Origin of the sequence: Barrientosiimonas endolithica (assembly GCF_030296655.1) — a bacterium.
GTDB classification, from domain to species: domain Bacteria; phylum Actinomycetota; class Actinomycetes; order Actinomycetales; family Dermatophilaceae; genus Barrientosiimonas; species Barrientosiimonas humi.
This window is the reverse complement of the sequence record NZ_AP027735.1, coordinates 1,426,684-1,446,560: the sequence shown is the minus strand read 5'-3', so window position 1 is coordinate 1,446,560 and position 19,877 is coordinate 1,426,684. Positions and strand designations below refer to the sequence as shown.

Here is a 19,877-nt window from a genome sequence, read left to right as displayed (position 1 = left end):
CCGTGGACACCCTCGGTGGCGGTGAGGACCCCTCGCGCGCGGGAGGGCGCGTTGCAGGTGAGTCATATGACTCACCTGGCTCGTGAGGACCCCTCGCGCGCGGGAGGGCGGCTGCTCAACCGGAAGTTCTTCGGTTGAGGTCGGTGAGACCCCGCGCCCCGCGCGCGTACCGTTCGTTCTTGATCACCAGCAGGTGTCAGATTCCTGACAGCCCGCTCCGCGCGCACGTACCGTTCGTGCATGACGGACGCGATCTGCCCGAAGTGCAACCGGCGGATGACCCTGCTCGGGACGTCCGACGGTTCGTCGCGAGACGATGCCGAGCACCGCGCCACCCTGATCCGGCTCCGCGAGGACCGTGCGGACGTCGAGCAGCGGCTGCGTGACGCGATCCTGGCGGCGGCCGGCGCGGGTATGCCGGAGACCCAGATCGCCGAGGCCGCGGGGATCGCGCGGATGACCGTGCGGTCCTGGCTGGGGAAGTAGTTCCACCCGGGCTCTCGACTCGACGCAAGCGAGCTGCTGCCGCCCGAGAGAGTCGGTGTGTCGATCGGCGTGGGGAATCTCCCCACGTCGCTGCGCGCGCGAGGCAGCGAGCGGTCCGGCGAACGTGTCCACATTGGACACGCGGCTACTCCGCGCGCGCGAGGCAGGAGGCTCAGCGCCAGGCGATCAGGCTCGCCTGACGGGTGCTGGCCGCCCAGTGGCTCAGCCGTCTTCGGCCTCGCTTTGGATGATCTGCCGCGCGATTGCCTGCAGCATCGCTTGCGGCGTCACGGGCCCTTCGAAGCCGTGGTCGACCTCGATGCTCTCGTCTCGCATCACTCGATCGAGATTCACGATGTGCTTCAACAGTCGGGACATGAGATGTGTCTGTGCGGTCAGCGTGTCAGTGGCGGTCTCGGGTGTCTCCGCATTCGCCAACTTCAGCGTCTCGACGGCGCCGCCATCGACGCCCTCCTCGAGCAGGTAGGTCGTCGTCAGCGCAATCGCGCGGTGCAGTGCGTCTCTGTGCCTCTGTGCGTCGCTCATGCCGCAGGTTATGCCAGGCTGGGCGACCATGAGAACGGGATCGAGTCAGGTCGTACTCATCGCTGTCCCAGGCGGCGAAGACCTGCGGTTCGAGGCCGCTGATGAGTGCCGGCGCTTCGACGCCAAGTATGACGGCGAGGAGATCGTCGTCATCCAGTTTGACCTCACCGGACGCGGCGACTGGTCCAGGATTGAGGTCGCCCGAGTCCCAGCTTCGGAGTACGCGAAGATCGCGAAGCGCGACGGAACCCCTGGGGGTGACCCCCGCCGACCCCGCCGGACCACCTCCGGCATAGGGCCGCTTGCACACACAGAGCCTCGGTGGGGTTCCGGGCCGCACGAAAAAACGGTCAGGGATAGAAGTCGGCCCTATGCCGGAGGTGGCTGGCGGCCTCGAGGTGGGTCCTCCCCCAGGCGCATCGCTGGAGGGAGGACCGCTCGACGTCGGGCGGGCGGAAAGGTCAGACACCCGCGGCTCGACGTGCCCGCGGGTCGTGAGCCCGCGGGTGCTCTGGGTCAGCCGCTCGTGCTCGCCGGGACGTGCACGATCGCGGCCTCGTGCGGGAACAGCGTCCCGACGCGCATGGTGCCCTTGATCGCGACCCGATCCGAGGTGAAGAACGCGCTGTGGTCGGTCTCGATCTGCGCGTTCTCCCGGATCAGCAGGTAGGCGCGATCCCGCGGGATCGCCCACACCGAGCCGTCTTCGATGAACGGGGTGACGTACAGCGGGACGCCCGAGATCACCCGGCCGGTCGGCACGGACGGGTCGGCGGCCAGCAGCGGCTCGTTGGAGTCGCTGCCCTTCTTCAGCTTGGCGAGCGCGAGCGCGGTCAGCGGGCTGGTCACGAACGCGGTGACCTGGGCGCCGACGATCTCGGCCGCGGTCAGCGCCTCGACGAACGGGTCGAGGCTGGTGATGCCGTTAAGCGTGGCGACGGTAGAGCGATCGGCGACCGCGTACAGGCCCTTGGGCGCCGGCGCTCCCAGGTTGCCGAAGAAGGCCCGGTCGACCTGGCGGGCGATCTCGCGGGCGAGACCCTGCCCGATCGCCTCGGCGGCGGCGGGGCTGGAGTCGTTGGCGAGCTCACGGGTGATGATGCTCAGGCCCGCGACCTTGCTCGGGGTGGAGGACGCCTCCTCCATCGTCATGTCGCTGGGCGTGATCTCCTCGCCCTCGGCGGTCCACGATGCGGTCGGGTCCTTGGTAACGACGGGCATGCGGAAGTCGTGGGTGCTGATGTTGACGACGGTCGCGACCTGGGCTGCGACGGAGGCGTTGACGACGGACTGGATCAGGAACTTGCCCCGGGTGTCCGGGACGATCTCGATGGCGTTGCTGGTGGTGAGCATGGTTCTGGGCTCCTTCGGGAGGCAGGCGAAAGTGATGGGGTGCGGTGCACGGCTCCTGGCGCGTCGTCCGCGGTGTCGGCCTCCCGGGCCTCACTGGTGAGAACGGCCGGCTCCGGGCCGGGTCTCGCTCTCACCAGTGAGGATATACCCCCTCGGGGTGTCAGCGGCCCCTGCCGTGCAGCGCGTCCTGCCAGGTCATCGAGCGTGGCCCCCAACCGATATCCGTCGGCGTGGCGCCGGGCCGCAGGTTCGCGAGCGGCTGCTTGCGTCCGGGCATTGCCTGCTGCCGCCGCCAGTGCGGGTGCTCCTCCAGGGCCGCGGCGACCGTCTCGGTCAGCCGCTCGGTGTCGAGCGTGCCGTCCTCGCCGAACAGGTCGTCGAGGTCGAGCGGGTCGCCGTCGGCGCGGAACAGGTCGTTGCCGTCCGCCATGCCGGCCTCGGTCGCGGCCCGTGCCGCCTCGGCGCGGCGCATCGCGGCCACCTGCTCGCGCAGCGTGTCCGCCTCGCTCTCGCTGGCGCGCAACCGCTCGCGCAGGCCCTTGGCCTCCTGCCGGACCTTCGCCAGGCGGGAGTCGGTCGGGGCCTCCTCGCCCGTCGTCTCGTCGGCGGTCCCGGGGTCATCGAGCACGGGCGTGTCGGTCGTCGCTGCCGCGGCCGGCTCGGTCTCGGGTTGCTCAACCGAAGTTCTTCGGTTGAGGTCTTCGGTGGCGGCAGGGGTGTGCGGAGTCTGCACCACCTCGACCTCGGTCGAGGTGGTCTCGGTGGTGATGCTGCTGTTGTCTTCCATCGCTGTCTCCTTCAGCTGTACCAGGGGTAGTCCCAGCCGCCGTCGCGGCGGGGTCCGAACGGTTCGGGTGCATCACCGGTCGTCACCGGCGGGTCGCGTCGCGGGTCGACGGTGTAGGTGGTGCCGGTCGCCTCGAACACGACGACCCGGAACACGACCGAGGGGTGCCGCGCACCGTGGTCTCGGCGCCGGTCTGGGTCGAGCCGTCCAGCGCGAGGGCTGCGGCCGGCTCCCAGACCGCGGCTAGCTCGAGCTCGGCATCGGTGGCGTGCCGCGCGAACGCCGAGCGGGTGCGCAGCTTGGTGGAGTCGTCGATCTTGGTGACGTCCTCCTGGGCCAGCAGCGGGCAGGTCACCCGGTGCTGGAACGTGAAGCTCCACAACCATTCCCCGCCGCAGCGGGGGCAGAGCTTGGCGTCGGTCATCGGTGGTTCTCCTTCTCGTGGGGCTGGACGGGTCGGCCGCAGCCGAGGCAAGCCGGTTCGAACGGGGCGGCCCGGGGGCCTCGGATGGGGCGGGAGCAGAGGCCGCACCGCGTGGACTCGTCCGTGTCGCCCGTATCGGTTCCAGAAACGTCCAAACCAGGGCGAGGGACGTTCCCCTCTACTTCTTGGTGTGCACGTGTGCTTGGTTGGTCATTTCTGGCACTGATCTGTAGTGCGCTCGGGTCGATCCCGTCGGCGAGCCGGTAGTGCCACCGCGTCGCCGGCTTCCCGGCCCACTCGATCTCCTCCTCGTCGCAGGCGAGCACGCCGAGCATGTGCAGCGCCTGCAGCTGCCGGTCGACGGTCGCGCGCGGCTTCGCCAGCCGCTTGCGCACCTCGGCCGTGGTCGAGTCAGGGTGCTCGGCGAGGTCGTCGACGATCGCGAGCCGGAGCGGCGGCATCGAGTCCCGGGCGCACCGGATCGCCAGCGCGAGCGCGGCCGAGCGTTCCAGGCCGAGCGCGGCGGCGCCGCGCATCACCTGCCCGAGCTGCTTGGCGAACCTGGTTGGGGCCTCCGGGGCGTGCGCGTTCACCACGTCGCCCCGGTAGTCGTACTCGACCGCGGTCCGGGCCAGCGTCACCAGGTCCGCGGCCGCGAGCAGCACCTCGATCTCGGCCTCGGTCGCTGGCGGCACGTCCGGGTCGAGCTGGGTGATGACCGCGGTCACCGCCTCGGCCAGCTCGGCGCGCATCTGCTCCTCGCTGCCGGTGTTGCGGATCGCCTGCCGCCCGGCTGCCTGCCGGCCCTGGTGACTGTCGACCCGGACCAGCACGAACCGATCGCCGCACCGGGCGATGACCGCGTGCGCGCTGTCCCAGGCGGTCGTGACCGCCCCGGCCAGGCCGATCCGTCCCGACCAGGTGAGCCGGCGCCCGCCGTCAGCACCGACCGGCCGAGACCAGGCGCCGTCGTAGACCTCTCGCAGCGCACCGAGCACCTCGTCGCGCCGGTCTCGGTTCATGCTCAGGATCGAGGTCATGTCCTTGACGACCAGCACGCCGGAGGAGCCGATCTCGCGCAGCAGCCCGCCGGTGGCGCCCTCGGCGCGGTCCTTCTTCGGAGTCGCCGACAGCAGGCCCGCCTCACCGCTGATAGTGCTGATCGGTAGCGCCCCGGCACCTGAGAGCGCTTGCACCGTCTCGGTCTTCGCGTTGCCCGACCCGGACACGAGCAGCAGCCACAGCGGGTCACCGCTCATCCGTTCGACCGCGCAGACCGCCAGCACCGCGTCGAGCGCGTCGGTGTCGTAGTCCTGGCCGAGCCACTTGCGGAACACCTCGTGCGCCTCGGCGAGGTTCGCCGGGGCGTCTGGTGGCGGCACCGGGCCGTCGTAGTGCTCAAGCACGGCCACCACCCGCCTGCCCGCGTCGCCGCGCGTGGTCGGCACGGAACGCCTCAACGCTCTGGGCCTCGCGCAGCGCGGCGCCCTCGACACTGAGGTCCTGACCGAGGTCCGGCAGCCCCGCAGCCCGGTGGACGACCGCCGCTGCGGCCCGCTGCAGCGAGCCCAGCTCGGCATCCTGCAGCTGACGGCCCCGCTCGAGGCCAGCCCGGTAACCGCAACTGTGGCCGTCGAGCCAGAGCCGCCAGGCATCCTCGGAGAGCGAGGCCAGGTCAACCACCATCTGCTCATCAGCAGAACTGCTGATGAGGTCGACCGGCACGTCATTGTCCATCTGGACGTTCAGGGCTGCGCTCATCGGAGATCACCGCCCTCGGGGTCGAGCGGCTGCACGGACACGACGCGAATCAACTCGAGGCGGCAGGCCAGACCGGCAGCACGAACGCGATCGACCTTCCGCTCGGCCGAGCGGAGGTCGGCGAACACCTGGACGGCCACGATCCCGTCACGGCGGACCGAGTAGACCCTGACGTAGAAGTCTCGACGTCGAGACAGTTGGATCACGCCCGCGCGGCGATCGTCGCGGTCGTCGGTGGTCCGTGCGATACTTGAAGCGCCGTTGAAGTCGCCTGCTGAAACGTGCTCTGCCGCCTCGTGGTTCGCCTCCGCGGGGCGGCTCTCGTTTGCCCGGTCCATCAGGCACCACCACCAGTCAGGTTGCGCACCGCGGTCTGCGCCGTCGGGTCGAACCCGTGCAGCATGTGCCACGACGGGCCGAACGCATCGCGGCAGTACGCAACAGCCGCAACAGGATTCGGCCGCTCAGCACGCGAGAGGTAGTCAGCGACCAACCGACGCGCCTGCTTGCCGGACAAGCCGGGCAGCCGGCGACGGACGTGCTCGACGTACGTGCGGTGCGTGGGCAGGGTCGAACTCTTGGCCCCGGGCGATCCGCCCGGGGTGACAGTGGCCCTCACGCGGCGTCACCGCCGTAGTGCGGCCCCGTTGCCAGCGAGGACAGCTCCTCCTCGGCTGCCTGAGCGTCCGACAACGCTTCCTTCGCGCGTCGGCGAGCCTGTGCGGACTTCAGCGCGAGGCGCTGGAAGTGAGCCTTGCGAAGGTGCTCGGCTCGGACCGGATCGCCACCGGCCTGCTCGAGGAACTTCTGGTCGAGCGCGCGCCGCGCCGGCGCCGTGCGCGCCGAGCGATCTTCGGTCTTGGCCCACGATTCGTGTGCGGCGATGCTCCGAGCCATCCGGAGCTCGCTCGCCGGGGTCTGGGACATAACGATGCCCTCCAGGGGACGAGAAACCGTCCCTTCCTGGAGGGCTGAAACGTCCGGCTCACGTGGTCCGGCCTACGTTGTTCAACGTAGCACGCACATCGGACAGGGAGATGGAACCGAGCCCATGCTCGGCCAGCGTGTCTAGCACGACGTCGAGCCGCTCGGACCTCGCCCTCACGTTGTCTCCACAGATGCCGCAGCCGATGTCCCAGCGTGTCCGGAGCTGGTCGCCAGATTGTCCCGCAGACACGCCGAGCCGCTGCTCGGCGTCGTCCCACTCGACCCTGGCGAAATCTCGGTCAGCCTCGTCGAGGAGGGCGCGGCCGTCCCTGCGGGGTCGCAACCGGTCCAGACTCCCCGCTGGCGACCATCAGCCTTGACGACGGGCTCCCAGGAGTCACCGACGCGGCCGAAGCGGCGGACCATCTTCTCAGCGTGCCCGCGTCGGCAGACCACCTCGACGAACTCGACGCTCACACCCGGTCTCCTCTGCTGAGTCGCTTGGCTGCGGCACGCGCCCGCTCGTCGGCAGCAGAGGCTCCGTATCGCTCGAGCATGACGTCGGACGTCCAGCCGGCCAGACGCTTGAGGTCACGCTCCTGACCTCCGGACTTGAGGAAGTCGTGGGCGAAGGTGTGCCGGAACCGGTGCGGATGGAGGTCGTCCACGCCCGCGCGCGCGCCGAGCACTTTCATCCGCTCTCGCACCCCGTCGGGGGTTAGGGGGCCGCGCTGTGAGAGCAGCAGCGTGGGTGACGATGCCCAGCGGTGGCCGGAGCGGATGCGGAGGTAGCGGTCGAGCGCCTGTGTGGTGCGGGCGCCGAAGTAGACCGGGCGAACCTTCGACCCCTTACCGGTCACGATCACCATGCCGCCGTCGAGGTCTACCTGCTCCGCCTCTATGCCACACAGCTCGGAGACTCGCAGGCCGCAGTCGAGCAGCAGCCGGATCAGCACCTCGTCGCGTCGATTCTCGAACGTCTTGCCCTTACAGGCTGCCAACAGCGCCGCCAGCTCATCGTCGGTGAGCACTGGGACTGGGGTGGGTCTCAGCGTCGGCGGCGAGATGCCCTTCATCGGATGCACTTCCACCTCGTCCTCGTCGACGAGCCACCTGCAGAAGCGAGACATGCCCCGGTAGCGAGTCTTGACGGTGCCGGGGCTCCGCTCCGCCTGCAGGTCGGCCAGCCAGTCGGTGAGGTTGCGTCGGGTGAGCTGCTCCAGCGTGGCGGGCTGCCCGTTGACCGCCAGCCAATCTGCGAAGAAGCGGACGCTCTGGCCGTACAGGACGATGGTGCGGGCAGCCTTCCCCTCGGCCCGCAGATGCCGAGCGAAGGATGCCGCGAGGGCTTGCAGTTCCGCTGCCACGGTCTTACGTTATCAGGTGAGTAAGCGCTATGCTCGCTCACACAACCAACTGGACATCGCGAAACCTGTTCTAGTCCTTGCGTTTTCGGCTAGGTTGCACTCTGAGAGGCTCGCCCGGCATCTTCGGGTAGTCCGGCGGGAAGGACAGCTCGCCCAGGCCTCGCTCCTGAACGTCCTTGTCCCACAACGCCATTGCGCCATCGATGCTGCCGGCTGCGTCGTCCGCGCCGGCCCAGGCGTCGCCCTCGTCGGCCACGATGCCGGGCACCGTGCGCACGGTGAAGTCGCCCGGCGCGACGTCGCGCAGCCGGTCCCACGAGACCGGCATCGAGACGGGCGCACCGGGCAGCGGACGCGGTGAGTAGGCGCCGGCGATCGTGCGGTCGCGGCTCATCTGGTTGAAGTCGACGAACACCCGCTCGCCGCGCTCCTCCTTCCACCACGCCGTCGTCACCAGGTCGGGGTCGCGTCGCTCCAGCTCGCGCGCGATGCCGATGACGCCGTGCCGCACGTCGAGGATCTCCCGGTCGCGCTCGATGCGCGCGTAGACGTGCACACCGCGGTTGCCCGAGGTCTTGACCCAGGGCGTGAGCCCGACGTCGGTCATCACCTCGCGCAGCAGCAGCGCCGCCTCGACGGCGTCGGCGAAACCGCGCCCCGGCTGCGGGTCGAGGTCGATGCGCACCTCGTCGGGGCGGTCGTTGTCGTCGGCGCGCATCGGCCACGGGTGGAAGGTGATGGTGTTCATCTGCACCATCCACACCGCCGAGGCGATCTCGTCGATCACCAGCTGCGGGTGCCGGCGACCCGAGGGATAGGTGCACATCGTCGTGCGCGTGTAGTCGGGGACCCCGCGCGGCGGGTTCTTGGAGAAGAACTCCTCCCCGTCGATGCCCGTCGGGAACCGTTGCAGCGCAACGGGTCTGTCGCCGTTGGCCCGTAGGAACGGCTCGGCCACGTCGACGACGTACTGCGCCAGGTCGAGCTTGGTGATGCCCTCCTGCGGCCACAGCACGCGGTCGGGGCTGGACACCCGCACCTCGCGCTCGCCCTCGGGGCCGGGGACCTGCAGGACCTGCGCCTTCGCCGGGCTCATGGCGCGCACTCTAGCCAGCGTCGGCCGTGCCTCGCGGCTGCCTGCCCTGCTCCTGCGCGCCCTGCTGCTGCGCGGCGAGCCGTGCCCGTCGCTCGCGCTCGGTGACGGCGTGCACGTCGGTGCGGGCGTCGTACGTCCAGAACTCGCGCAACCACACGGTCGCCAGCGCCACCATGCCGACGCACGCGACGCCGCCGGAGGTGATCGCCCCGCGCACGCTCCACGCGTCGGCGACCAGGCCCGCGCGGGCCTGGCCGGCCATCGGGCCGAGGGAGTACGACAGCATCTCGATGCCCGCCAGTCGCCCGCGCAGCCGGTCGGGGATGGTCTGGTTCCAGATGATCGAGCGGAAGACGCCCGAGAGCATGTCCATCGACCCGGCGACGACCAGGCACAGCAGGACCCAGATCATCGACGGCATCAGGCCGGCGAGCGCGATCGCGGCGCCCCACGCCATGGCGGCGAGGACGACGGCGCGGCCGTGGTGGTGCACCCGGGCGGTCCAGCCCGAGGTCGCGGTCGCGAGCAGCGCCCCCACGGCCTCGGCGGTGTAGAGCGCGCCCAGCCACTCCGGCTGCTGCAGCACGTCGGTGGCGAGCGCCGGCCAGAGCACGACCGGCATCGCCATCACCATCGCGATGATGTCGACGAGATAGGTGCCCATCAGGTCGCGCCGGGACGCGGCGTAGCGCAGCCCCTCGACGATGCCGCGCAGCGACGCCGCGTCGCCGGTCTCGCCGCGGGCCCGCGGCGACAGGCCCCACAGGATCAGCACGGCGACCCCGAGCGCGGCGCCGTCGACGGCGAACGCCCAGGCCGCCCCGATCTGCCCGATCAGCACGCCCGCGAGCGCCGGCCCGGCCAGCATGGCGACCTCGCGGCCCAGGGCGTTCAGCGCGGTCGCCGCCGGGAGCTGGTCGTGCCGAACGGTCTGCTGCAGCAACGCTTCTCGCGCCGGGCGCTGCATCGCCGAGGCGACCGCGAGGAGCGCCCCGATCAGGTAGATCAGCCACAGCCGCGGCTCGTCCTGGAAGGCGTTCCAGGTGAGCACGGCGACCAGGACGACCTGGGCGAGCGAGGTCGCCAGCAGCAGGACGCGCCGGTCGAGATGGTCGGCCAGTGCGCCGCCGTACAGCCCGAAGACGATCAGCGGCAGCAGCTCGACCAGGCCCAGCGCACCGACGGCGAAGTTGGAGCCGGTGAGGTCGTACAGGTGGAACGGCAGCGCGACGTAGCTGAACATCGAGCCGAACCAGAAGATCGTGCCGCCCCAGAACAGCCGCCGGAAGTCGCGGCTGCTGCGCAGCGGGGTGGTGTCGACCCGCAGGGCTCTCAGACGGGTGGACCACGGCACGAGGGGTGATCGTCCTCTCCCCTCGGGTGTGCGGTCAAAGGGGTTTCGGACGGTGTTCACGGACTCGTCACCGCGCAACGGCCCCGGCCGGCCCCGCCCGTCCATACAGTCACAAGGTCCCGTCGCTCCCTGCCCCTTCGGAAGGCTTCCTGCCATGCCCCGCCACACCGCCGTACGTCGGCTGACCGGCGTCGTGACCGCCGCCTCCGCGGTCATCGCCTCCATCGCCCTGTCCCCCGTCGCCTCCGCGGCGTCGCCGAACCTCGTGGTCTCCGAGGTCTACGGCGGCGGAGGCAACTCCGGCGCCCCGCTGCGCTCGGACTTCGTCGAGCTCGCCAACCGCGGCACCGAGCCGGTCGACCTGGCCGGCTGGAGCGTGCAGTACTGGTCGGCGAGCGGCAGCACGCCGCAGCGCACCCCGCTCAGCGGGACCATCGCCCCGGGTGCGCGATACCTCGTCAAGCAGGCCGACGGCGCCAACACCGCGGCGCAGCCGCTGCCGACGCCGGACGCCACCGGCACCATCCCCATGTCCTCCAGCAGCGGCCGGGTGGCCGTGGTGAACCCGGCCGGCCAGGTCGTCGACCTCCTCGGCTACGGCGCCGCGTCGGAGTCGGAGGGGGCGCCGGCCGCCGGCACGAGCAACACGACCTCCAGCGCGCGCCGCGACGTCTGCGTCGACACCGACAACAACGCCTCGGACTTCGTGACCGGCGCGCCGACCCCGCAGAGCTCGGCGGCCCCGGCAGCGGTGTGCGACGGCACCACCCCGCCGCCGGCCGGCACGACCGCCACGATCGCGCAGATCCAGGGCGCCGCCCACCGCTCTCCGCTCGAGGGCCAGCAGGTCAAGGACGTCACCGGTGTCGTCACCGCCCGCTCGGGCAACGGCTTCTGGATGCAGTCGAGCACCCCCGACGACGACCCCGCGACCAGCGAGGGCCTGTACGTCTACACCCGCTCCGCACCGACCGTCGCCGTGGGCGACGCGGTCAGCGTGGCCGGCACCGTCGGTGAGTTCCGGCCCGGCGGCGCGAGCGGCAACGACAACCTGACCACGACCCAGATCACCGGCCCGACGGTCACCGTCACCGGGTCCGGCCAAACGGTGCCCGAGCCGGTCGTGCTCGGCGTGGACCGGGTCGCGCCCGCACAGAACGTCAAGACCGGCGACCCCGGCAACGTCGAGCGCGAGGGCGTGCCGTTCTCCCCGGCCACCGACGCCCTGGACTTCTACGAGTCGCTGGAGGGCATGCGTACGGCCGTGCGTGACGCCGTCGCGGTCGGCCCCACCAACACCTCCTACGGCGAGCTGCCGGTGGTGCCCGGCCAGCAGGTCGACGCGACCCGCAGCCGCGCCGGGGGCGTGGTCTACGGCGGCTACGACCAGCCGAACACCCAGCGGATCATCCTCGACGACCCGCTGCTGCCCCGCGACTCGATGCCGCGTGCCAACGTCGGCGACGTGCTGCCGGGCGAGAGCGTCGGCGTGCTGGACTACTCCTTCGCAAACTTCAAGCTGCTGCTGACCCAGGTGCCCGGATACCGCTCCTCCGGTCTGCAGCGCGAGGTCACCGCGGCGCCCGACAAGCAGCAGCTGGCGGTCGCGACGCTCAACGTCGAGAACCTCGACCCCAGCGACCCGGCCACGAAGTTCTCCCGGCTCGCGACGCAGGTGACGACCAACCTGCGCAGCCCCGACGTGCTGGCCCTGGAGGAGATCCAGGACAACAGCGGCCCGGCCGACGACGGGGTCGTGGCGTCGAACAAGACCACCGACAAGCTGATCGCCGCGATCCGCGCGGCGGGCGGGCCGGCGTACGAGGCCCGGTCGATCGACCCGCAGGACAAGATGGACGGCGGCCAGCCCGGCGGCAACATCCGACAGGTCTTCCTCTACCGCACCGACCGGGGGTGTCGTTCGTCGACCGTCCGGGCGGCGACGCCACCACGGCCACCCAGGTCGTCGGCAGCGGCCCGCGGACCACCCTGTCGGCCTCGCCCGGTCGCATCGAGCCGACCGACGCCGCCTGGACCGACTCGCGCAAGCCGCTGGTCGGTGAGTTCCGGTTCAAGAACCAGTCCTACTTCGTCATCGCCAACCACTTCGCGTCCAAGGGCGGCGACGACCCGCTGTTCGGGCGCTGGCAGCAGCCGACCCGGTTCAGCGAGACCCAGCGCAACGCGCAGGCCCGCGTCGTGCGCGGCTTCGTCGACAAGCTGCTGGCCGCCGACCCCAGGGCGAACGTCGTGGTGCTCGGTGACCTCAACGACTTCGAGTTCAGCCGGACCACCGACATCCTCGTCGGCAGCGGCGACACCCAGCTGACCGCGCTGGCCCGGACGCTGCCGGCCAACGACCGCTACACGTACGTCTTCGACGGCAACAGCCAGGTGCTCGACCAGACGCTGATCAGCCCGGCCCTCGCGAAGGCCCCGGGCAACAGCAAGCCGCGCTACGAGTACGACATCGTGCACACCAACAGCGACTTCTGGGACCAGGACTCCGACCACGACCCGCAGGTGGTGCGCCTGCGCTGAGCCGCGAGTCGAACCGACCGCGTCGCCGATAAATCGGTGGCGCACCCGCCCGGGACCGCCGCAGACTGGCGGTCCCGGGCGCGCTCGTCCTCGAAGAGCGTGCCCCCCGGTGGAAGGAGTCGTGACATGTCGACGACTGTCCCCTGCCTGCCCGCAGTGCAGCAGCCCGCCCCTTCTTCCCACCGGAGCACCCACCGTGACGTCACCGGAGTGCCGCGACGACGGCATTGACCCCCGTTTCACCTTCGACTACCAGGCCTACGACGAGGACCTGGACCCCGACCAGCGCTGGTCGACCTGGCTCGAGGTCGACCCGCTGCAGCGCGGCCCGCAGCCCCGACCCGACTGGGTCGTGACCTCCCAGGGCGCGATCGACACCGACCTCGGCATCCTCAAGACCGGCAAGGAGGCCGACGTCTTCCTGCTGGAGCGCGCCGACCCGCACGACCCGCGGCAGCAGGTGGTGATGGCCGCCAAGCGATACCGAGATCCCGACCACCGCAGCTTCCACCGGTCGGCGACCTACACCGAGGGCCGCTCGATGAAGCGCTCCCGCGACGAGCGGGCGCTGAAGCGCAAGAGCTCCTGGGGCCGGGTCGTGGCCGCCGGCGAGTGGGCGATCTCGGAGTGGGGCATGCTCACCCGCTTCTGGGAGCTGGGCCTGCCGGTCCCCTACCCGGTGCAGGTCGACGGCACCGAGATCCTCATGGAGTGGATCCAGGTCGAGGGCCAGACCGCGCCCCGGCTGGCGCAGACCCGGCCCGACCGGGAGCTGCTGGAGCACTACTTCGAGCAGGTACGCCGGGCGCTGGTCGACATGGTCCGCGCCGGCGTGGTGCACGGCGACCTGTCGGCCTACAACATCCTCGCCGCGGGCGAGCGGCTGGTCGTGATCGACCTGCCGCAGGTGGTCGACCTCGCGGGCAACCTGCAGGCCCACGACTTCCTGCTGCGCGACTGCACCAACGTCTGCCGGTGGTTCGCCGGGCGAGGGCTGCAGGTCGACGAGCAGGAGCTGTTCGGCGAGCTCGTGGCGCAGGCGTGGTGACCCGCGTGGCTTCCGCAGGATCGACCGGGTCCAGGATCGCCGGGCGCGGAATCGCCGGCCGCGGTCACTCGTTGCACCTGACATGGCAGACCAGCGCGCCGAGCAGGCGTACCCCGTGACCAAGACCGACGAGCAGTGGCGCTCCGAGCTGAGCCCGGCCGAGTACGACGTGCTGCGTCAGGCCGGCACCGAGCGGCCCTTCACCGGTGAGTACACCGACACCGAGACCGAGGGCGTCTACTCCTGCAAGGCGTGCGGCGCCGAGCTGTTCACCAGCGACACCAAGTTCCACAGCGGCTGCGGCTGGCCGTCGTTCTACGCCCCCACCGAGGACGACAACGTCGAGCTGATCGAGGACCGCTCGCTCGGCCGCGTGCGCACCGAGGTGCGCTGCGCCAGCTGCGGCTCGCACCTGGGGCACGTCTTCGAGGGCGAGGGTTACGACGTGCCCACCGACCAGCGGTGGTGCATCAACTCGGTGAGCCTGACGCTGCAGCCGAAGGGCTGACGCCGGGCGTCACCGGACGCGGACGAGCTCGAGGCCAGGCGCGGTGCGCCTGGCCTCGATCTCGTGCTGCGGCCCGCGTCAGCGAAGCCGGGCCACCAGGTCGCCGAGCTGCACCAGCGGACCGGTGAAGAACGGGATCTCCTCGCGCACGTGCCGCCGGGCCTCCGTGGCGCGCAGGTCGCGCATCAGGTCGACGATGCGGTGCAGCTCGTCGGCCTCGAAGGCCAGCAGCCACTCGTAGTCACCGAGGGCGAACGCCGGCACCGTGTTGGCGCGCACGTCGGGGTAGTCGCGTGCGGCCAGGCCGTGGTCCTTGAGCATCGTGCGGCGCTCGTCGTCGGGCAGGAGGTACCACTCGTAGGAGCGCACGAACGGGTAGAGGCACAGGTACTTCTTCGGGTCGGGGTCGACCAGGAAGTCCGGGACGTGCGAGCGGTTGAACTCCGCCGGGCGGTGCACCGCGGCGTTGGACCACACCGCGTCAAGGTGGCGGCCGAGCTCGGTCGCGAGGAACCCGCGGTAGGCCGCCTGGAGCGGCTCGATCGCGTCGGCGTGCCACCACACGAGCAGGTCGACATCGGCGCGCAGCCCGCCGATGTCGTACACGCCGCGCACGACGACGCCCTGCTCGGCGAGCCCGTCGAGGAAGCCCTGCGCCTCCTCGATCAGCCCCGCGCGCTCCTGCGGGAGCGGGCGCTCGGCCTTGAACGCGGAGTACATCGTGTAGCGGATCGTGTCGTTGATCTCGTTGATCCGCTGCGCCCCCGGGCGGACGGCGCGGGGGGCGGTGCTGTCGGCGTTCGGCTGGCTCATGCCTTCATTGTCTGTCGCGGGCTCAGGCGCCCCGGAGGTGGGTGCCCAGCCGGGTCGCGGCGGCCCGCCCGGAGCCGATGCAGGCGGGGATCCCGACCCCGTCGTACGCCGCGCCCGCCGTCTCCAGGCCCGGCACCTGGCCGATCGCGGACCGGGCGACGGCGATGCGGTCGAGGTGACCCACGGCGTACTGCGGGAGGCCGCCGCCCCACCGCTGCACGTGCGTGTCGACCGGCTCGGGCAGCCGCTGCCCGACGATCCGCTGCAGGTCGGCGAGGCCGGCCGCGGCCAGGTCGGCGTCGGGGCGCTGCAGGGTGGCCGCCTCGCGGTGCCGGCCCAGCGAGACACGCACGAAGGCCAGGTCGGGGTGCTGCTCGGCCAGCCAGGGCCACTTGCTGCTGCTGAACGTCGAGGCCTTGATGTCGGCGCCCTCGACCGGCGGCACGAGGAAGCCGCTGCGCCCGGTCAGCCCGGCGGGGACCGCGTGCGAGGGGAAGGCGTAGGTCACCAGCACCATCGAGGCGTACTCGATCTGCCCGAGCGCGTCGGCGGCGTCGGGCGCGAGGTCGGCCAGCAGCCGCGCGGTCGGGGCCGCGGGGGTGGCCAGCAGCACGGCGTCGGCCTCGACCGGCTCGGGGCTGCGGGTGTCGCCGAGCGTCAGCCGCCAGCCGCGGGGGCCCCGCTCGAGGTGACGGACGACCGCGCCCGTGCGCAGGCGTACGCCCCGCTCGGCGAGCCGCTCGGCCAGCAGCCCGGGGAGGGTGCCGAGCCCGCCGGGGACCGTCGCGAAGACCGGCTCGCCGCGCCCGGAGGCCGCCGCCGCAGCCGCACCTTGTGCCAGGGCGATCAGCGAGTTCCCTTGTCGCACAGCATCGTTCACGACCGGAAGCACCGCGCGCGCCGACAGCAGCCGGGCGTGACCGGCATAGACCCCGCCGAGCAGCGGCTCGACCAACCGGTCGACCACGGCCTCGCCCAGCGCCGCCGCGACGACCTCGCCGAGGGGCGCGTCGTCGCCGTCGACCTCGACCGGCTGCTCGGCCGTGGCGCGCGCGACCTCACCGGTCGTGAGCAGCCCCTCGAGCGCCTCGGGGTGGGCCGGGATGCCCATGAGCGTGCCGCTCGGCATCGGGTGCAGCGCGCCGCGGCTCCAGATCGCGGCCGGCACCCGCGCGGGATGGGTGACGTCGGCACCCAGCTCGCCGAGCAGGGTGCGCGCCTCGGGCCGGCGCCACAGCACCGACTCCGCACCGACGTCGATCGAGCGGTCGGCCACCGCGGCGCTGCGCAGCTTGCCGCCGACCCGGTCGGTCGCCTCGAGCACGGTCACCTCGTGCCCCGCACCGCTCAGCTCCCATGCCGCCGCGAGCCCGGCGACCCCTCCCCCGACGACCACGACCGATGCCATGCCCCCAGCCTGGCACCCGGGGAGCGCGCGGCCACCCCGCACCCCGTTTCAGTCCCGTCAGGCGGCGCGCGCCCAGGCCCTCGCGAGGCGGTCCACGGCCACCCGCAGGGTCTCGGCCTGGAGGACGTACGGCGTGCGGATCCACGGCTCGAGGCCGCGGCCGGAGGCCGCGAACACCGAGCCGGGCGGCAGCAGCAGACCCTCGTCGCGCGCCCGCTGCGCGAGGACCGTGGAGCGGGACCGAGGCAGGTGCCACCACAAGGACAGCCCGCCCGTCGGCACCACGCAGGCCCACTCGGGCAGCGCCGTCCTGACGGCCTCCACCAGGACGTCCCTCTGCTGCCGGATCCGTTGCAGATGCTCGATATTCGCCATGCCCCAGTCGCCCGTGAGCCAGTCCTCGACCACCAGCTGCTCCAGCACCGGCGCGCCCAGACCCAGACTCAGTCGCGCCCGCGCCAGCCCCGGGAGCAGCTCGCGCGAGGCCCGGATCCAGCCGATCCGCAGGCCGCCCCACATCGACTTGCTGACCCCGCCCACGGTCACCGTTCGTGGGGCGAACGCCGCCATCGGCGGCGGCAGCTCGACCGGGTCGAGCACGACGTCGACGAGGGTCTCGTCGATCAGCCCGACGACGTCGTACGCCCGCCAGGCGCGGCCCAGCTCCTGCCGAGCCTGCGCGTCGAGCAGGTTCCCGGTGGGGTTCTGGAAGTCGGCGATCACCGAGGCAACCTGCGCCCCGCTCGACGACAGCGCCGAGCGCCAGGCCGCGGGGTCGATCCCCTCTGCGCTGACCGGCACGGGCACCACACGGGAGGCCTCCGGGCGGACCGCGGCGAGCAGGCCGGGATAGGTGGGCGTCTCGACCGCGATGCGCCGGCCTGGTCCGAGCAGCGCCCGAGCAGCGACCGCGGCGCTCTCGAGCGCACCGGTCGTCACGATGATCTGCTCGGGGTCGGTCGCAAGACCCCGCTCGGTGAACCGCTGGGCGAGCACCGCCCGCAGCGAGGGCAGGCCGTAGGGGTAGTAGCCCATGCCCGAGACGTAGCGGGCGACGCTCTCTGCAGCCCGGACGTAGGCCATCGCCAGTCCGGGGATCGCCGGCGGCGCCGCGGAGGTCAGGTCGATCGCGTCCGAAGGAGCCGGCCGACCCGGCACGACGTCGGGCAGCGGCTCCCCTCCGCCGGTCACCGGGCCGCCCGGCAGGGCCGCTCGCGTCCCGGAGCCCTGCCGCGCCTCGGCGTATCCGCGCTCGCGCAGGGCGGCGTACGCACGGGTGACGGTGGTGCGGCTCAGACCGAGCTCAGCGACGAGCGCCCGCTCGCTGGGCAGCCGGGTGCCGTGCAGCACCAGCCCGTCCGTGACCAGGCCGCGGAGCGTGTCGGCCAGCCAGCGGTACGCCGGAACGCCCGGGTCGGGCGGGCCGAGCAGGCGCACGAGCCGGGCGGCGGTCAGCGTCGAGTTCGCGGGGTGGTCCACCAGGCCACTCTGTCGCAAGTGGCTCTTTATGAGAAGGCCATTGGTGCACGAGGCTGCTGGCATGGACAGCACCGACCTGGGCGACACCGCTCGTCGCGACCATCGCCCGCTCCCCCGCCCGGCGCAGCTGCACGGTCCGGTGAGCCGGAGCGCCCGGCTGCTGCTCGGGCTCACGCTCTACGGCGCCTCCGTCGCGATGCTCATCGAGGCAGGGCTGGGCACGATGCCCTGGTCGGTGCTCGAGGTGGGTCTCGCCGGACGCCTGGGGGCCGACGTCGGGCTGGTGATCGTGCTGGTGAGCTTCGTGGTGCTGCTGCTGTGGCTGCCGCTGCGTCAGCGCCCGGGCATCGGCACCGTGGTCAACGCCGTATGGGTCGGGCCGGCGGCCACGGTCACGCTGCACCTGCTGCCGTCGCCGGGGGCACTGGTCGCGCAGCTGTCCCTGGCCGCCGCCGGGGTGGTGCTCAACGGACTCGCGACCGGCCTCTACATCGGCGCACGGCTCGGTCCCGGACCGCGCGACGGGCTCATGACCGGCCTCCACGCGCGTACGGGCTGGAGCCTGCGGCTCGTGCGCACCGGGATCGAGATCGCCGTGGTGGCAACGGGATTCGCGCTCGGTGGCGTGGTCGGGGTGGGGACGCTCATGTATGCGCTCACGGTCGGCCCGCTCGCCCAGCTCTTCCTGCGGATCTTCGACACCGCCCCCGACGCCGCCGCCACGCGTCCGGGCTGAGTCCCGCACCCGCCGCCGACACGCGGTTCCCGCGCAGCGCCGTGCGCTGAAACGCGGTTGTAGCGCTTCGACTCTGCTGCAGCGGAGTCAAACCGCTAGAACCGCGTTTCAGCCCCGTCAGGCGCGCTGGCCGTCAGGCGCGCTGGGTGCGCTCGTGCACCAGCTCGACCACGCGGGTCAGCACGCCCGGGTCGGTCTGCGGGAGCACCCCGTGGCCGAGGTTGAAGATGTGGCCGGGGGCCTGCGCGCCGGACTCCAACGTCTCCAGCACCGCGCGCTCGACGGGCTCCCACGGCGCGAACAGCAGCGCCGGGTCGAGGTTGCCCTGCACCGCGTGCCGTCCGCCGGCCCGCCGCGCGCCCTCGGCCAGCGGCACTCGGAAGTCGACGCCGATCACCTCGCACCCGGCGTCGGCCATCGCCCCGAGCAGCTCGCCGGTGCCGACGCCGAAGTGGATGCGGGGCACGCCCGAGTCTGCAACGGTGGCAAGGGCTTTCGCGGAGTGCTGCTGCACCTGGCGGGTGTAGTCGTCCAGCGACAGCGCGCCCGCCCACGAGTCGAACAGCTGCACCGCCGAGGCCCCCGCCTCGACCTGGACGCGCAGGAACTCCCCGAGATCTGCGCCAGCCGCGCGCACAGGTCGTGCCACAGCTGCGGGTCGCCCGCCATGAGCGCCTTGGTCTTCTCGTGGTTGCGCGAGGGGCCGCCCTCCACCAGATAGCTGGCCAGCGTGAACGGCGCCCCCGCGAAGCCGATGAGCGGCGTGCCGCCGAGCGCCGACACCAGCCGGCGCACCGACTCGGCGATATCGGTGACGTGCTCGGGCGTCAGCTCCGGAAGCCGGTCGAGGTCGGCGCGGGTGCGGATCGGCTCGGCGACGACCGGCCCCACCCCGGCGACGATGTCGAGGTCGACACCCACCGCCTGCAGCGGGACGACGATGTCGCTGAAGAAGATCGCCGCGTCGACGCCGTGCCGGCGCACCGGCTGCAGAGTGATCTCGGTGACCAGGTCGGGGGTGCGGCAGGCCTGCAGCATGGGCACGTCCGCGCGGACCTCGCGATACTCCGGCAGCGAGCGACCGGCCTGGCGCATGAACCACACCGGCGTGCGCTCGACCTGCTGCCCTCGGGCCGCCCGCACCAGCACGCTGTCGGCGGGGTCGCCGGGGGTGGGCAGGGTCAGGGTCTGCGGCACGGGAGCAGTGGTCACGCGAGGATCCTCCCAAACGAGTACCTTCGCC

The 19,877-nt window shown here is 71.9% G+C and carries 20 protein-coding genes and 2 pseudogenes; 6 read left to right on the top strand and 16 right to left on the bottom strand.

Features of this window, described 5'->3' with window-relative positions:
• Positions 1–240: 240 nt before the first annotated feature.
• Positions 241–486 carry a helix-turn-helix domain-containing protein gene (locus QUE40_RS07310; protein ID WP_289232748.1) on the top strand — a complete coding sequence of 82 codons (246 nt, stop codon included), beginning with the start codon at positions 241–243 and terminating at the stop codon, positions 484–486.
• 222 nt (positions 487–708) lie between these two features.
• Here the strand turns inward: QUE40_RS07310 and QUE40_RS07305 are convergent, their stop codons facing one another.
• The 12 genes from QUE40_RS07305 to QUE40_RS07250 form a co-directional block, all read right to left on the bottom strand.
• Positions 709–1,032, bottom strand: a complete 324-nt coding sequence (locus QUE40_RS07305; RefSeq protein WP_289232747.1) for a hypothetical protein — start codon at positions 1,030–1,032, stop codon at positions 709–711.
• Positions 1,033–1,548: 516 nt separating this feature from the next.
• Positions 1,549–2,385, bottom strand: coding sequence for a phage major capsid protein (locus QUE40_RS07300; protein ID WP_289232746.1), 837 nt, complete (start codon positions 2,383–2,385; stop codon positions 1,549–1,551).
• A gap of 160 nt (positions 2,386–2,545) precedes the next feature.
• Entirely contained in the window at positions 2,546–3,172 is a 627-nt protein-coding gene (locus tag QUE40_RS07295) for a hypothetical protein (RefSeq protein WP_289232745.1), read from the bottom strand.
• Between the two features lie 82 nt (positions 3,173–3,254).
• Entirely contained in the window at positions 3,255–3,596 is a 342-nt protein-coding gene (locus QUE40_RS07290; protein ID WP_289232744.1) for a hypothetical protein, read from the bottom strand.
• A complete protein-coding gene (locus QUE40_RS07285; RefSeq protein ID WP_289232743.1) occupies positions 3,593–5,002 on the bottom strand; it encodes a hypothetical protein in 1,410 nt (469 codons plus the stop codon). The genes QUE40_RS07290 and QUE40_RS07285 overlap by 4 nt, the downstream gene beginning before the upstream one ends.
• Positions 4,995–5,357 (bottom strand): hypothetical protein, encoded by a 363-nt coding sequence (locus tag QUE40_RS07280; protein ID WP_289232742.1) that lies wholly within the window; start codon positions 5,355–5,357, stop codon positions 4,995–4,997. The genes QUE40_RS07285 and QUE40_RS07280 overlap by 8 nt, the downstream gene beginning before the upstream one ends.
• Positions 5,354–5,695 (bottom strand): hypothetical protein, encoded by a 342-nt coding sequence (locus QUE40_RS07275; protein WP_289232741.1) that lies wholly within the window; start codon positions 5,693–5,695, stop codon positions 5,354–5,356. Before QUE40_RS07275 ends, QUE40_RS07280 begins: the two co-directional genes overlap by 4 nt.
• On the bottom strand, positions 5,695–5,976 hold the full coding sequence (locus QUE40_RS07270) for a hypothetical protein (RefSeq protein ID WP_289232740.1): 282 nt from the start codon (positions 5,974–5,976) through the stop codon (positions 5,695–5,697). Before QUE40_RS07270 ends, QUE40_RS07275 begins: the two co-directional genes overlap by 1 nt.
• Positions 5,973–6,254: a hypothetical protein gene (locus QUE40_RS07265; protein ID WP_289232739.1), complete on the bottom strand. Its 282-nt coding sequence runs from the start codon at positions 6,252–6,254 to the stop codon at positions 5,973–5,975. The genes QUE40_RS07270 and QUE40_RS07265 overlap by 4 nt, the downstream gene beginning before the upstream one ends.
• 503 nt (positions 6,255–6,757) lie before the next feature.
• A complete protein-coding gene (locus QUE40_RS07260; protein ID WP_289232738.1) occupies positions 6,758–7,651 on the bottom strand; it encodes a tyrosine-type recombinase/integrase in 894 nt (297 codons plus the stop codon).
• 70 nt (positions 7,652–7,721) lie between these two features.
• A complete protein-coding gene (gene ligD, locus QUE40_RS07255) occupies positions 7,722–8,747 on the bottom strand; it encodes a non-homologous end-joining DNA ligase (protein WP_289232737.1) in 1,026 nt (341 codons plus the stop codon).
• 10 nt (positions 8,748–8,757) lie between these two features.
• Positions 8,758–10,101, bottom strand: a complete 1,344-nt coding sequence (locus QUE40_RS07250) for an MFS transporter (RefSeq protein ID WP_289232736.1) — start codon at positions 10,099–10,101, stop codon at positions 8,758–8,760.
• Positions 10,102–10,255: 154 nt separating this feature from the next.
• Between QUE40_RS07250 and QUE40_RS19830 the strand changes: the two are divergent.
• From QUE40_RS19830 to msrB, 4 genes and pseudogenes are all read left to right on the top strand, one after another.
• Positions 10,256–11,581, top strand: a pseudogene (locus tag QUE40_RS19830) (DUF8508 domain-containing protein); the annotation flags it as partial.
• A gap of 434 nt (positions 11,582–12,015) precedes the next feature.
• Positions 12,016–12,642 carry an endonuclease/exonuclease/phosphatase family protein gene (locus tag QUE40_RS07240; RefSeq protein ID WP_289232735.1) on the top strand — a complete coding sequence of 209 codons (627 nt, stop codon included), beginning with the start codon at positions 12,016–12,018 and terminating at the stop codon, positions 12,640–12,642.
• A 196-nt stretch (positions 12,643–12,838) separates the two neighbouring features.
• Positions 12,839–13,690: a serine protein kinase RIO gene (locus tag QUE40_RS07235; RefSeq protein ID WP_289232734.1), complete on the top strand. Its 852-nt coding sequence runs from the start codon at positions 12,839–12,841 to the stop codon at positions 13,688–13,690.
• Between the two features lie 82 nt (positions 13,691–13,772).
• Positions 13,773–14,198 carry a peptide-methionine (R)-S-oxide reductase MsrB gene (msrB, locus tag QUE40_RS07230; protein ID WP_142005076.1) on the top strand — a complete coding sequence of 142 codons (426 nt, stop codon included), beginning with the start codon at positions 13,773–13,775 and terminating at the stop codon, positions 14,196–14,198.
• A gap of 78 nt (positions 14,199–14,276) precedes the next feature.
• On the opposite strand, the gene hemQ is transcribed toward msrB, so the two are convergent.
• Genes hemQ through yczR form a run of 3 tightly spaced genes read right to left on the bottom strand, consistent with a single transcriptional unit; the run spans position 14,277 to position 17,898 of the window.
• On the bottom strand, positions 14,277–15,011 hold the full coding sequence (hemQ, locus tag QUE40_RS07225) for a hydrogen peroxide-dependent heme synthase (protein WP_289232733.1): 735 nt from the start codon (positions 15,009–15,011) through the stop codon (positions 14,277–14,279).
• A 22-nt stretch (positions 15,012–15,033) separates the two neighbouring features.
• Positions 15,034–16,419, bottom strand: coding sequence for a protoporphyrinogen oxidase (gene hemG, locus QUE40_RS07220; protein WP_289232732.1), 1,386 nt, complete (start codon positions 16,417–16,419; stop codon positions 15,034–15,036).
• A 57-nt stretch (positions 16,420–16,476) separates the two neighbouring features.
• Positions 16,477–17,898 (bottom strand): MocR-like transcription factor YczR, encoded by a 1,422-nt coding sequence (gene yczR, locus QUE40_RS07215; RefSeq protein ID WP_289232731.1) that lies wholly within the window; start codon positions 17,896–17,898, stop codon positions 16,477–16,479.
• Positions 17,899–17,959: 61 nt separating this feature from the next.
• Here yczR and yczE point away from each other — a divergent pair, with 61 nt between their 5' ends.
• Positions 17,960–18,634, top strand: coding sequence for a membrane protein YczE (gene yczE, locus QUE40_RS07210; RefSeq protein WP_289232730.1), 675 nt, complete (start codon positions 17,960–17,962; stop codon positions 18,632–18,634).
• Between the two features lie 133 nt (positions 18,635–18,767).
• Here yczE and hemE read toward each other — a convergent pair.
• A pseudogene (gene hemE, locus QUE40_RS07205) lies at positions 18,768–19,813 on the bottom strand (uroporphyrinogen decarboxylase).
• Between the last annotated feature and the right edge of the window lie 64 nt (positions 19,814–19,877).

Excerpts from the sequence above, each read along its gene's own strand:
- QUE40_RS07290 (WP_289232744.1), bottom strand. The coding sequence starts at position 3,596 with ATGACCGACGCCAAGCTCTGCCCCCGCTGCGGCGGGGAATGGTTGTGG.
- msrB (WP_142005076.1), top strand. The coding sequence starts at position 13,773 with ATGGCAGACCAGCGCGCCGAGCAGGCGTACCCCGTGACCAAGACCGAC.
- hemG (WP_289232732.1), bottom strand. The coding sequence starts at position 16,419 with ATGGCATCGGTCGTGGTCGTCGGGGGAGGGGTCGCCGGGCTCGCGGCG.
- hemQ (WP_289232733.1), bottom strand. The coding sequence starts at position 15,011 with ATGAGCCAGCCGAACGCCGACAGCACCGCCCCCCGCGCCGTCCGCCCG.
- QUE40_RS07280 (WP_289232742.1), bottom strand. The coding sequence starts at position 5,357 with ATGAGCGCAGCCCTGAACGTCCAGATGGACAATGACGTGCCGGTCGAC.
- yczE (WP_289232730.1), top strand. The coding sequence starts at position 17,960 with ATGGACAGCACCGACCTGGGCGACACCGCTCGTCGCGACCATCGCCCG.
- QUE40_RS07295 (WP_289232745.1), bottom strand. The coding sequence starts at position 3,172 with ATGGAAGACAACAGCAGCATCACCACCGAGACCACCTCGACCGAGGTC.
- QUE40_RS07275 (WP_289232741.1), bottom strand. The coding sequence starts at position 5,695 with ATGGACCGGGCAAACGAGAGCCGCCCCGCGGAGGCGAACCACGAGGCG.
- ligD (WP_289232737.1), bottom strand. The coding sequence starts at position 8,747 with ATGAGCCCGGCGAAGGCGCAGGTCCTGCAGGTCCCCGGCCCCGAGGGC.
- QUE40_RS07305 (WP_289232747.1), bottom strand. The coding sequence starts at position 1,032 with ATGAGCGACGCACAGAGGCACAGAGACGCACTGCACCGCGCGATTGCG.
- QUE40_RS07265 (WP_289232739.1), bottom strand. The coding sequence starts at position 6,254 with ATGGCTCGGAGCATCGCCGCACACGAATCGTGGGCCAAGACCGAAGAT.
- QUE40_RS07300 (WP_289232746.1), bottom strand. The coding sequence starts at position 2,385 with ATGCTCACCACCAGCAACGCCATCGAGATCGTCCCGGACACCCGGGGC.
- QUE40_RS07310 (WP_289232748.1), top strand. The coding sequence starts at position 241 with ATGACGGACGCGATCTGCCCGAAGTGCAACCGGCGGATGACCCTGCTC.